Below are 13,213 nucleotides of genomic sequence, written 5' to 3'. Positions count from 1 at the left end.
ATATTTATTCTAACGATTCCCCGCAGTGGTAGACGGCAAGCCGTCTGATCTTGGGGCTTGCGGCAGCTTCTGACACCCGTAAGCGGATTTTCTCTGCAACAACCGGAGGGAAGGCGTCGATTTTCTTATGGCCAATCGAACTGCCACGCTTCAACTCCAGCCACGCTCCGTTGCTGTACGCTTCCAGCATATATCCTTCTACTCTTTCGCCGTAAGCGATATCCTCCATAATCTCGACATGATCAATTACAGTAGCTGCTGGCAATTCCAGTTCAACAATATCTCCAGTACCTGCTGTTACCGCCAGAGCCTTGTCAAATCTGCGTCTTATCTCCTTGCCGAATTCCAGCAGCCGCTGCACATCAGCCTCCGGAAACAGCCCGCGGTTGTCAGGGGCTACATTGAGCAGCAAAGTTGCCCCATGTCCAACCGAACGATAATAAATATCCATTAGCTGCTCCAGAGACAGCAGCAGATGCTCCTCCTCAGGATGCCAGAACCAGCGGTCTTTACGGATGGGCACATCGCATTCCGCAGGCACCCAGCTCGGCGTTCCGGGAAGCCAGTTCAATGAAGCTTCACTGAACATGCTACCCCGCGCAGAATTCGCAGTGTTCCAGCATGGATAAGGAGCAACGCCATCCTCATTGCCAACCCAGCGGATCGTTGGTGCCCCCATATTAAACACCATGGCGCCTGGCTGATGGCGCTTGATCAGATCCATAATCCGCTGCCAATCGTAATTGCGGCCCTCCGACCCTGCGCCGTCGAACCAAATTTCCGTAAGCGGACCATAGCCCGTAAGCAATTCCTGCAATTGCAGGGCATAGAAATCATCGTACGCTTGCGGATCTGCATAACAGGGCTCATGTCTGTCCCACGGAGACAAATAAATGCCGAAGCCAACTCCAAGTTCACGGCAAGCCTCCGCGCATTCCTTGACGACATCGCCGCGCCCTTCTTTCCATGGGCTAGAAGCCACAGAATAAGTACTTGTCGCAGTCGGCCACAAGCAGAAGCCATCATGATGTTTAGCTGTCAGTATAAAATAACGGAATCCAGCTTCTTTGGCTGTACTAACCCATTGGTGGGCATCCAAATGAAGCGGATTGAAGACCGCAGGTGAATCATTGCCTTCTCCCCACTCCTGATCGCAAAACGTATTGATGCCAAAATGGCAAAACATCCCCAGCTCCAGGTCCTGCCACTCCAGCTGTTCCCTAGAAGGCAGCGCCAGTTGCTCTTCCGGCTTGTTCTGTGAAAATCTGCTTTCCATCATTTCTACACTCTCCCATATGTTTGTGTAGGCCCAATATATAAATAAGGCTTTGGAAAGCCAGTTGATGACCTTCCAAAGCCCCGTCCACAACTTGTGATACTTGCTTATTCCCTATTTATTTGATAACACCTTTTTCGTTGATAATTTTTGTTGCTTCATCAACCATCCATTGCTGCACCTTATCAATCGATTCATTTCCAAGCATAAATCTGCTGAAGCCGTCATCGATTATTTTGGTCAATTCGGACGTTGCCGTCGTCATCACCTGTGCACCATCAAGGAACTGGATTGCACTGTCAAAGAGTGTATATTTGAGTGAATCCATATCATACATATCCTCTTTGCCAGCTACCAGCTTGGTCAGCAAGGCTTCATTATCCGCTTTTTTATAACCGGAGAATTCCAGTCTGTTATCACTAACAGCCGTTGACATAAATCTCATCAGTTGGAAAGACGCCTCTTTGTTCTTCGAAGTAGCGCCCATCGCCAGCATATTGCCGCTGGTGAAGTATTTGCCCTCGTATTCTTTTGGTTCCGATCCTGCCGGAGGCACCGGTACCGGAGCAAAAGCTGTCTTGAAATCATGCGGATACTGCTCAGTATTGCCCGGATCAGCAATCGTCCAGTTACCAGCCAGAATCATAGCGGCTTCTTCATTAAAGAATTCCGTGCGGTAATTGAGCTTAGCCGCTAAAGCATCTGCATAAGTTTTCGCAGATTTATCAGCAGACTCCATATCTTTGCGCAGCTGGAAGAAGTATTTATAGGTTGGATCCGCGAAAATGGTCGTCCCGTCATCATACACGAATGGATCTTTCATCATCGTTTGGGCCGGTGCGTTCATATACAACTCCCAGGTGTGGAAGTATGTGCCGTAACGTTTGTCTACGCCTTCACCTTTGGTCAGTTTTTTAGCATAGTCGCGGTAGTCATCCCATGTCCAGCCAAAAGTAGGTACAGGCAGCCCAGCTTCATCCAGTGCATCTTTGTTCAGCATTACATAGTTGCTGCTCTTGGTATATTGCATCCCATAATAGTTGTTGTCTACCTTAGCATTCACATAATATTCATCCTCAGGAACGAGGTTATCCTTCTCATAGAATTCATTCAGCGGGGCAAGTGCTCCCCGGGTCGCCCGTTCAAGTACGCCTCCAAGGCTTGGTACCTGAACAACGTCAATCGCTTCGCCGGATGAAATCAGGAAGTCGAGTTTCTTCAGCATCTCCACAGAATCACCGGGAACGAGTGTCACATGCTCTACCTTGATATTTGGGTTCTGATCCATAAATTCCTGCAGCATGGCATCCGTGCCTGCTGATTGGGCTTCATTGTCCCAGTTGTAATATTTGATGGCGACTTGCTTGTCCACCTTGGTGTTCCCGGTATTCGTACTGGCTTCAGCACCGCCATTCTTCTCTGAATTTCCGGAATTTCCACAGGCGCTTAACGTTAAGGAAACCGCCAGCATGGAGCCTAGTACAACGGATAATCTTTTTTTGCCCTTTGTTTTCATTTTACTTCCCCCCGCACTGAAATTTAAGTATAGTGCCTTGTTCATTTCTTATTATAGGCACCCGCTGTACAGGCCAAGTGCACAATTTTGCTGTAGTAGGATCACATTTTTGACTTTTACCCTCTTTTGCAGACTCGCAAGTCAGCCCTTTACGCCTCCCAAGGAGATTCCGTTAATGACTTGCTTTTGCAGGGCAATGAACACGATGACCAATGGGATGATCGCCGAAACGGCTGCCGTCATCATAATCGCATAGTTGTTCGAATAATCGTCCCGGAACAGTGTCATACCGAGTGGGATAGTGTACAGATTCTTGTTTAGCAAGAAGATCAGCGGATTCTGGTAGTCATTCCAGGTCCAGATAAATTTAATGATCGCCACGGTAGCGAGCACCGGCTTGCAGAGCGGAACAATGATAGACCAGAATATCCGCAAATGGCCTGCACCATCAATTCGCGCCGCTTCAATATATTCGTCGCTGATACCAATCATAAATTGCCGCAGCAAGAACGTGAAGTAAATGGAGAACATACTCATTAATACGATAGCAGCATGAGTATCATAGAGGCCGAACCAACGAATCAGCAGAAAACGCGGAATCAGCGTGGCCTGGTCAGGAATAATCATGAATGACAGCAGCGCCAGAAAGACCATATTCCGTCCTTTAAACTTGATTTTGGTCAAGGCATACGCCGACATAGATGAAATGATCAGTGTGATGCAGGTTGTAATAATCGCAACTTTAAAGGAGTTTAAATAGAAATGGGAGAAAGGTACCCGTCCCATCCAAACCATCTTGAAATTATACGCTACATTGATCTTCTCGGGAATCCATTGGATCGGGAAGCGCATTACATCTTTTTCATATTTGAAGGCTGCGGAAATCATCCAGATCAGCGGAATAAGAAATACAATGGACAAAGCCCCCATGATGCAGGTAGTGATCACTCTGGACATATTTTTTCTAATCAGTTGCATGTTAATCTCCCCCCTTTATTCTTCATTTCTCATTTTCCAAGTGGCTGCGGTAATCAAGCCGATGACAGCGAATAGCAGCCAGGAAATTGCAGAAGCGTAGCCCATGTTGTAGTATTTGAACCCTTCCTCATAGATCCTGAACACAAGCACGGTAGAAGAATTATTCGGGCCACCTTCGGTCAAAAAGGCGATGATGTCGAACACCTTAAACGAGCCAATCAGCATGGTAATAAGCAGGAAAAATGTGGTCGGACGCAGCATCGGAACTGTGATGGCAAAGAATTTTTTCAACGCGCTGGCGCCATCTATTTCGGCGGCTTCGTAGATTTCATCGGAAATATTCGTCAAGCCAGCCATATAGATAATTATGGTGTACCCAAGACTCGCCCAAGAACTGATAATAGCAATGGATAACAGTGAGGTCTTTGGATCAACTAGCCATTTCGGAGGGCTGGAAATTCCAAACTCCATCAGCAACTGATTGATCGGTCCAAGAGACGGATGGAACAATGCACTCCATACGGCAGCTATCGCAATAATCGAAGAAATATAAGGAATAAAGAAAGCCACTTTAAAATAATTTTTGAGGAACACACTGTTTTGAATCAATGCCGCGAGCACCAGCGCAATCGCAATCGGGATCGGCACGGTCATAATCATATAAAAAGCATTGTTCTTCAAAGCTTGAATGATACTCGGATCATGGAACATTTTGATATAGTTATCCAATCCGATGAACTCGATTCCTTTGACTCCCGACAATAGATCCCATTTCGAGAAGCTCAAATAAAGTGAGAATCCAAGCGCAAATACATTAAGAAAAAGCATCCCGACAATTTCCGGTGCCAAAAACAGCCACCCGGTTAAAGCCTCTTTCCGTTGCGGAGTCCAGAATTTCCGCTTCTCTTGCAGAATTTTTGGCACAGGTTGTTTTGCAGCCTCCACGTTGTATCACCTCGACAATTTGATTTGTCATTATAGTAATACATCCGCCTTCCGCAAGAAGGAGTGATTATGACCCGGAATGTGCAAGATTTTGACCTTTGTACGCCGACAACAAAAAACCGCCCTAGAGGGGCGGCGAGTCTGTTCATATCATTAACAATTGTGCTTCTCAGCGTACCGAATGTTTGGATTTATATTCGCTTGGCGTTGTTCCTACATATTTTTTGAACACTTTTGAAAAATAGGTTCTGTCCGAATATCCCAGGCCGACGGCCAGCGATTCCAGGTTCTGGCTGGAGATTTTCAGCATTTTGGTAGCGACCTTCATCTTGTGCTGATGCACATAGTCCGTAAAGGTCAGGCCAGTCATGCGCTTGAAATAACGCGAAAAATAGCTTGGATCCAGAAACAGATAACGTGCCATATCAATTGAAGTGATATTATCGCCTAGATGCTGGTCGATATACTGCTGGATAAGCTGCAGCTTGGGCTCCTGCGGAGAAGTTCCTGCCACCTGCTGCTTGCTGCCTGTAATCTGTACAAGCTTTCTCTCCACCAGTTCCATCGTATCTTCAAGTGTGCGGGTCTGCACGAGATAGACGAACAGATCCTCATCGAACATCAGGCTCGTAAACATTAACTCGATGCCGCGGAGCATAAAGGATAAATCCCGGGCGAAATCGCCAGGATGAATAGACATAACTTTTGCAGTCCTAGCGATTTCCTGTAGAGTGCCACGGATGGCTTCAAGGTCTTTTTTAATCACGGCCCGTTCCATCTGCGGGATATAGCTGTCCAGAAATCCTTGGGGTGCAGGCTGGAAACGTGGAGAAGCGATTTGCAAAGTATCCAGAACCGTGTAATCCGCACTTGCATAGAACTCGCATTTGTCCTGAACAATCTGCCGATGGATCTGGCCAATCGCCTGTAGCTCCATTTTCTCTGTGACGGCAATAATGCCCGGTTGAATCTTAAGAAGATGGGAGCATTCAGAACACAGCCGCTGTAAATAATCGTGAAAATGAAGACTGGCATTCTGCGCCAGATTCACACGGTAATTATATAAAATCACAATATTCTTTTGCTCCAAGAAAGGCGTAACCCCTTCACACGTTTCGGACAATTCCAAGGCTATATTGTAAATAGCATATAAAATAAGTGGATACTCACTCTGCTTGTATCGCTTGTCAAAACTGGAAAAATGAATACTGACCGTGCCCAGCATAAACCACGGATACGTCCAGGATATGCCGATTTGCGCCGCATAGGCCAGTGTGGTTTCAGGCGGAGCACCGCCAATCACCCTTTGCAGCAGGTTCTGCCGGAAGAGCTGGCTGTTGTAGCCTGTCTCCCCATGGCTGATCAACCCGATCTTCGACTTAAGCAAGTGTACGGACTTGGCAAGGCTTTTCTCCAGTTGCTCTTCTGTAAGCTGGTCCTTGATTAAATAATCATCCACTTTCAGCTTTACCGCTTGCTGAGCATAATGGAAATCCTCATGACAGGTCAGGAAAATAATTCTGACCTCCGGCTTCATGCGGGTGAAGCAATCGGCTAGCTCAATCCCGTTCTTTTGCGGCAAACCAATATCCGTGATCACAATGTCAGGCTGCACTTCCTCAAACATTAATAACGCCTTGGCACTGGAATAGGTGCTGCCGACAATCTGCAAGCTATGTGCCTCCCAGTCAATCATCTGCTGAAGCACTTTGAGCATAGGAACATCATCGTCTATGAGCATCACTTTATACATCAATATCCCTCTCTCTCTGACAGATTAACCTGATGATTGCCTTGCGGCAAATACAGAGAAACGGACACCCCACCCTGCGGCAGATTATGCAGCGACAAGCGGGTATCCTGACCATAGGTCAGCCTCAGCCTTTGAACCACGTTCATTAACCCGACCCTTTGATAAGCTTCATCCTGTTCATCGTCCTTATACAGTAACCTGCGGTTCAGGCCCGCCAGAACTTCAGCCCCTGCACCGCAGCCATTATCTTCAACTTCAATCATGATCCCATCAGGGACCGTTCGCGAGCGAACGACAATACGCGGTGCCGGGTGGTCAACCAATCCGTGGACGATTGCATTTTCTACAAGGGGCTGCAAAATTAGCTTAGGGACGATGAGCTTCTCTGTATCCTTTTCCAGATCGACCTCCAGTTCAAGAGGGATTTCGTTACGGATCTTCATAATATCGATATAATGGCCAAGCAGTTTGCATTCTTCCTGCAAGGTAGCCGGTTCATTGACCTTCAAATAAGCCCGGAGCAGACTCATTAATGAATCGATGATCCCGCTATGCAGCTTATCTTTGGCCAAAATAAGGCTACATTTAATCGAATTCAACGTGTTGATCAAAAAATGGGGGCGAATCTGCATAAACAGCGCCTCCAGCTCCATCACCCGCTTCTGTTCCTGCTCCAGCTCGATGTCGTGAATCAGTCCTTGCAGCTGGTCCAGCATAGTATTCAACGTCTGCCCCAGCTCAGCGATTTCATCCTTGCCCTTGACCTCCAGCCTGACATCAAGATTCCCCATCCCGAACTGGCGCACAACGCGCTGCAGCTTCATGATCGGACTATGCAATCTTTTGGCAATCAGCATGGAGGTAGCCGAAAAGACAATAAATAAGAGGAGTACCAAGCCAATGCCACTATAAAACGTCCGCGAGATCTGGCCCGACCATTCTTTCTCCGAAGCTTCATAGATCAGCTGCCAATTGGATTTGTCGATAGCTCTGGCTGTACGAACGCTTCCTCTCGCTTCCTTGCCTTCTGGAGCCAATTCTGAGTTCCCAGCGATCAAGCCTCCTCCAGAATCAAATAATGCAACCTTGCCAAATTCGACGGGTCCGAGCAATTTATTGAAATAGGATTCAGGAATTGAGATCAGCAGCACGGACACCTGCCGTTTCTCCCGGCTGTCATAGATTACTCTGGCAATATAATAGCTGCTGCTTTTACCGGAACCGCTGTCAGCCATCCCAAGCCATTGCAAGGTCTCCGGTTCGTGGATATTGACACGGCTCATCAGCTTGTCCAGGTTAGCATTGATTACAGATAAATTCTCCGTCCCAGAGGAGATCACAAAGTGTTTCCGGTTGACCAAATACATGCGAATATTATTATTCAACGGCTTAGAGTTAATGAGCGAAAACACATCTTGAATTTGCGTAAAATGTACGTAATCCTGATAGCTATTTAGCCGCTCAGTATCCGCAAATGACTTCAGATTAGCGCGGAAATTGGTATCGTTTACAATAAAATGGGAAGCGAACGTCACATCATCAATAGTTTTGTTTAGTTCGTCAATCATAACGTTCAGGAAGTTATCGTTGCTGAGCTGCAGCTTCTCTACCATCGTATCCCGGATGAGCACGAAGGAGATGATCGATACTGCAATCAGCGGGATAAAAATCAGCAAAAGAAATGAAACCTGGATACGTCTATAGTAAGTGAATTTGAACATGTTTTCTCCGCGCCTCTCTCATGCTCTTTTCTTTTATTCTATCAGCCCGTTGTCCAGTATTCATACATTATCTGATTACCGTGACTTTCTTTTGACCGTCTGCAGAAACCATAAGCACTACTTCTCCAAAAATTTGTACGCCTTCCACTACATAGGAATCTAAATGACTGGATGGAATCTCGTGGCTGATCACGATAATATGCTCCTCATTCCTTTCGGGGAGGATGATGCGGCAGGCCTCCGCCTGTGCAGCAGCCACCGGTTCACCCGTATGGCGGTAAATCGGCACCTGTTCGACCAGCGGACAGAACAACTCACCCGCAGGCTGCGGGTACAGCACCTGCATGATCGAGACCGTTCCTTTCCCCTTTCGGGAGTACACAGCATACTGATTGGGTTCCAGCAGATTATATTCGCGGGAGATTACCCCAGCATCCATCCTGCCCTGAAGACCATCAACATGAACAGGAAGGATACAAAGATTGGCTTCCCGCTCATTTTTTGTACGGCATATTAGCGTTCCATCTTCCATCTGAACCGTTCCGGGTGCAAAATGAAAATGCTGGGAAAATGTATGCTCCTGCCGGGAACTGAAGCTGTCCACCAGAAGCCAGTAAAAAGGCTTAATAAATAGGATCCTCCTTAACGGGTAGACCGGATCATCCCAATGACGGTAGCCGTCATGGCTGCCCTCTACATAATCAAAGTCCGGATGGCTGATCCATTGGCAGCCCGTTGGCTTCGCAATCTGAGAGAAGGACCATGTATCCGTGACTTCGGTAAATCCAATTCCGTCGACAGTGGTCGTATTATGGGCAGCGCTTTCTTTTAGCGCTTTTCTAAGTGGTGTATGATCACTATAGTTGTATCTGCCAAGATCGGTAAGCAGATCCCGCCCATAGGCATACAGATCGAAATGTAGCAGATCCGCGTGCCCATGTCCACCCCCAAGCGGTCCGCAGTGAAAATATAGGTACAAATCCTGCTCGTCCCAGCCCGTTCGCATCACATAATGACCGGAATGTGCATAAGAGCGTGACAAGTTTGGCGGTAGCTCCGCATTCAGCCGCTCGTAGCCCTCAACTCCATTTATCCCAAACAACCAGGCATTGTCATAATCCATTTGATCGTATCCGCCAAAGCGGAGTACAGCATCCTGAAATAACCAGCCCGCATAAGTCAAAAGCGAACGGATATCGCTGTCATCACTATCGCCAAGCATCGGCTGCCGGTGATTCGGCTTGGCCCAATACAATGAAGCGACAGCCATTTGCTGAACCTTTTGCTGAAATTCTTCCTGAAGCTCCAGTCCGTTCAATCGGGCTAAGTGGATGCAGTCGAGAAAACATACCAAAACCTCATGGTGATAGGTGGGCGATTGCTCCCAGTGGATGCCGTCCGCCATAATCTGAATTCGCGCCGTCTCTCCCAATCTCTCCTCACTGAGCTGTCGCCAGTTATTGGCGCTAGTGAACTCAGGGAAGTAGAGCGCAGTTTGGAACAAACCACAAGTCTCCAGCACCCCCCAGTTGCTGATCTTCTTCCAGCCCGTAAACGATAAAGCTAAATATTGGCCGTGTTCATGGAGAGATATCATCACTTTGGCCAGCAGCGTCGGTGTGAACAGCGGACTATCCTGTATATAAGACAGTGCTTTAATCCAGTTAGCACAACGAAGGCCCGCTTCAATTGTGCGCCATGTCAGCGAATCATTCGCAGGCTTGTCTGGAACGGGGTTACGGTCTATCCAATCTTCAAGCTGGCAGCAAAATGCTCTTGCATAAACCTCTTTACCTGTTATCGCATATACTTGTCCTAATGCCACCCAGTAGCGGTGGCGATTCAGCATATAAGCCCATTCTACATCCTTGTCCGGAACATGACGCCAGTCAATTTCTTCCTCAAAGGTAACCGGAATGCGGCTGCGCTCCATATCCCAGGGAAAACGAAAGAGAAACGTCTGCTCCACAACTTCATCCGCTGTCTTCATTACAGCTTCCAGCTCGTCTGCACAATAAAGCCGTACATAGTCAATAAGCTGCTGCTTCCGGTTATCCTCTTTCCGCCAGCCCGGCGTGCTCCGTCGGGTCAAATACCGATGTAATTCAGTCAGCGCATCGTCCTGCCGCGCTTGGCTGAGCGCATTCTTCACTAGAGCTAAAGCGGGCAACTCAAGGTCGAGCAGCGCAAAGACGGCATAGGGGGAGATTTGTCGGCCATCAGCGTTCATACCAGTACCCCTTGTTGCCTTTTTGCAGCCGCATCAATGCTTCAAGATAGAAATAATCTCCCCAGATCATGAAGTCATCTGGAGACAGATCGCCGCGCACATGATAAGAACCATGCTTCAGCAGCCCCTCCGCCTCTTCGCCGAGCGTGGAATAGTTCTGCACAAGCGAAGTCATCGACTGCATTAATCCCTGCTGAAAATAAGCCCGCTCCGAATCCTCCCCATCCATTAGCTCCAGCAGTTCCTGTAGTCCGGCTGCTACTATTGCCGAGGCCGAGCTATCCCGGTAAGTATCCGGAGATACCGGAGCATTAAAATCCCAGTAAGCGACATGATCCTGCGGCAAATGCTCCAGAAAATAGCGGGCCATCCGCTTGGACGTTTCCAAATACAACGGATTTTTGGTATAGCGGTAGGATAATGCAAAACCGTAAACACCCCAAGCCTGCCCGCGCGTCCAGGTCGATCCGTTAGTAAAGCCCTGATGAGTGGCGCCGCCAATCGGCTCTCCGGTCTTCGGGTCGAAGAAAAACGTATGGTAAGAGCTGTCATCTCCCCGTACCAGATACCGTCTCGTTTTCTCCGCCTGCATGACCGCCACCTCCCTGTATTCGGAATCACCGGTCTGTTCTTCTGCCCAATACAAAAGGGGAAGGTTTAACAGACAATCAATAATGATCCGCCCGCCTTCCTGAGTATCCCCCTCCGGTCCCCAAGCCTGAATATAACCGCCAGCTGTACGCCAGCGCTTCAGCAGCAGGTCTGCCGCCTGCAATGTCAGTTGACGCGCTGATTCGTCTTTATCTATAATCCACTGGGCTTTAGAGGATAACGAATACAGGAAGCCGATGTCGTGATGATCAAGCACGGTCTTTGCCGCGAAACGGCGGCGGAAATCTTCTACGGTATGGGATGCCGCAATACGGAAGCTGTCATCCCGCGTATATTCATAACACAACCACAACATGCCGCTCCAAAATCCGTTAGTCCAGTCGTCGTTGTTATTGAGCTGATAAGTTCCATTCCTGCTGACATGAGGGAAACTGCCCCCGAACCGGTCTATGTTCTTACGTACCTTCTCTATCGCATCTTCAATCGCACTACTCCACATAAGTTCCTTGCTCCCTTCAGGCTCTTCGTTTCTTACGTTTCATGATAAGGAGAGTGAACAGGATCTAATAGGGGCGATTTTTGCTTTGATGTGCATTATTTTGACTTTTGAATGACGTGAAGTACTGTAAGTTTACTTTCCAATCATAGGCATCAAATCAATATAGTAACAAAAGGTATAACTGTTTATGGGAAAATACGTTAAAATCAGAGAGTGACATACATCTTTCATTCTTTTTTAGAAACGGAGTGTCCTATTAATGAAAAAGCTAGGTGCATTATTTTTATCCATTTTCATGGTTATGTCTGTCTTTACCACTGCGCATGCTGCTGAAAAGCCTGTCGGTGTATGGATTGATGGAACCGAAATAAAGTTAGGCAATTCTAACCCTGTTGTAGAAAAAGGAACGACCCTAGTTCCTATGCGTCCCCTGCTAGAGAAGCTTAATGTAAATATTAATTGGAATAAAAAAACCCAAACCGTAACAGGGACCAAAAATGGACTGGCCCTCTCACTGACCATCGGTAGCACAACCGCAACGGTAAACGGGGAGAAGAAAAAACTAGAGGTGGCTCCTAAAACCATCAACAATGTCACCTATGTTCCTGTCCGCTTTATAGGAGAAACGATCGGCTATAAGGTGGAGTGGAGTCCAGCGCTGCGCACCATCACTTTTGTGGCCGATACTCAAGCTGCCGGAAGCACCGGATTCTTATGGAAAGTGGAGAACAACGGCAACACCGTCTATCTGCTTGGTTCTATCCATGTGGCTAACGACAAAATGTACCCGCTGCGTCCGGAGATTGAAGCTGCTTTTGAAGCCTCGCAATATTTAGGTGTCGAAGTAGATATCTCTAAGATTGATCAAGCTGAGATCCAAAAGTTTATTTTGGAAAAAGGCTCTTATACAGATGGAACCAAGCTCAAGGATCATGTATCCGCAGATACATATAACAAAGTAACTCAGCTGCTAAAAGCAAATGGTCTGGCGGAAAATGCATTCGATTCCTTCAAACCGTGGGTCGTTACCCAAGGTGTCTCAAGTCTACAGATGCAAGTTACAAGTTATACGGCGGATACCGGCATTGATTTATATTTTTTACAAAAAGCAGGCAAGCTGAACAAACCTATTATTGAACTGGAAAACACACAACTGCAGCTGAATATGTTCGACCAGTTCTCAGATGGATTGCAAGAAAAGCTTCTTGTCGACACACTCGGCAGCCTCAATCAAACGGACAATACTTCCGCAGCAGCTTCGCTGGATGCACTATCCCAAATGTGGATGCAAGGTGATGAGCAGTCGCTCGTAGCGATGACAAAAGCGGTCGCGCAAGAGCCAGAGTATTATAAAGGCCTGGTTTCGGATCGTAACGTCAACATGGTGAAGCATGTAAAAGAATATTTGAATAGTGATAAAAAAGCGACTTACCTTGTCGTCGTTGGCGCGCTGCATATGCTCGGTGACGATGGTATCGTGACCCAATTGCAAAAAGATGGCTTTAACGTCGTCAAACAATAATTGTTTTAGCTAAAATAAACAAGGCTGTCTCTTAGTCATCTACGATGATTATGGAGACAGCCTTTTATTTTCACTTTTTTTAGCTCAATCTAAGAGTAGAAGTTGGCTTAACATGTGGACAGAGCGGAGGGCCCTCCGGGATTCTGGAGAAACGCTCCCTA

Annotated in this window: 9 protein-coding genes; 1 reads left to right on the top strand and 8 read right to left on the bottom strand. The window is 47.3% G+C overall.

The window, feature by feature from the left end; translation table 11 throughout:
- Positions 1-4: 4 nt before the first annotated feature.
- The 8 genes from NST25_RS07765 to NST25_RS07730 form a co-directional block, all read right to left on the bottom strand.
- Entirely contained in the window at positions 5-1,279 is a 1,275-nt protein-coding gene (locus tag NST25_RS07765; protein WP_339190174.1) for an alpha-L-fucosidase, read from the bottom strand.
- A gap of 115 nt (positions 1,280-1,394) precedes the next feature.
- A complete protein-coding gene (locus tag NST25_RS07760; protein WP_076192894.1) occupies positions 1,395-2,792 on the bottom strand; it encodes an extracellular solute-binding protein in 1,398 nt (465 codons plus the stop codon).
- Positions 2,793-2,933: 141 nt separating this feature from the next.
- The gene (locus NST25_RS07755) at positions 2,934-3,770 is read right to left on the bottom strand and encodes a carbohydrate ABC transporter permease (protein WP_036675652.1); all 837 of its coding nucleotides are present in this window, start codon (positions 3,768-3,770) and stop codon (positions 2,934-2,936) included.
- Positions 3,771-3,785: 15 nt separating this feature from the next.
- A complete protein-coding gene (locus NST25_RS07750; protein WP_051490863.1) occupies positions 3,786-4,715 on the bottom strand; it encodes a sugar ABC transporter permease in 930 nt (309 codons plus the stop codon).
- A 169-nt stretch (positions 4,716-4,884) separates the two neighbouring features.
- On the bottom strand, positions 4,885-6,468 hold the full coding sequence (locus NST25_RS07745; RefSeq protein ID WP_076279771.1) for a response regulator: 1,584 nt from the start codon (positions 6,466-6,468) through the stop codon (positions 4,885-4,887).
- Entirely contained in the window at positions 6,468-8,189 is a 1,722-nt protein-coding gene (locus NST25_RS07740) for a histidine kinase (protein WP_076281121.1), read from the bottom strand. The genes NST25_RS07745 and NST25_RS07740 overlap by 1 nt, the downstream gene beginning before the upstream one ends.
- A gap of 67 nt (positions 8,190-8,256) precedes the next feature.
- On the bottom strand, positions 8,257-10,419 hold the full coding sequence (locus tag NST25_RS07735) for an alginate lyase family protein (RefSeq protein ID WP_339190172.1): 2,163 nt from the start codon (positions 10,417-10,419) through the stop codon (positions 8,257-8,259).
- Positions 10,409-11,530 (bottom strand): glycoside hydrolase family 88 protein, encoded by a 1,122-nt coding sequence (locus tag NST25_RS07730; RefSeq protein WP_076184732.1) that lies wholly within the window; start codon positions 11,528-11,530, stop codon positions 10,409-10,411. The genes NST25_RS07735 and NST25_RS07730 overlap by 11 nt, the downstream gene beginning before the upstream one ends.
- A 259-nt stretch (positions 11,531-11,789) precedes the next feature.
- On the opposite strand from NST25_RS07730, the gene NST25_RS07725 reads away from it, so the two are divergent.
- Positions 11,790-13,052, top strand: a complete 1,263-nt coding sequence (locus NST25_RS07725; RefSeq protein ID WP_036675660.1) for a TraB/GumN family protein — start codon at positions 11,790-11,792, stop codon at positions 13,050-13,052.
- Positions 13,053-13,213 lie beyond the last annotated feature (161 nt).

Origin of the sequence: Paenibacillus sp. FSL E2-0190 (genome assembly GCF_037992965.1) — a bacterium.
GTDB classification, from domain to species: Bacteria; Bacillota; Bacilli; order Paenibacillales; family Paenibacillaceae; genus Paenibacillus_AQ; species Paenibacillus_AQ odorifer.
This window is presented reverse-complemented; position numbering and strand designations above follow the sequence as displayed.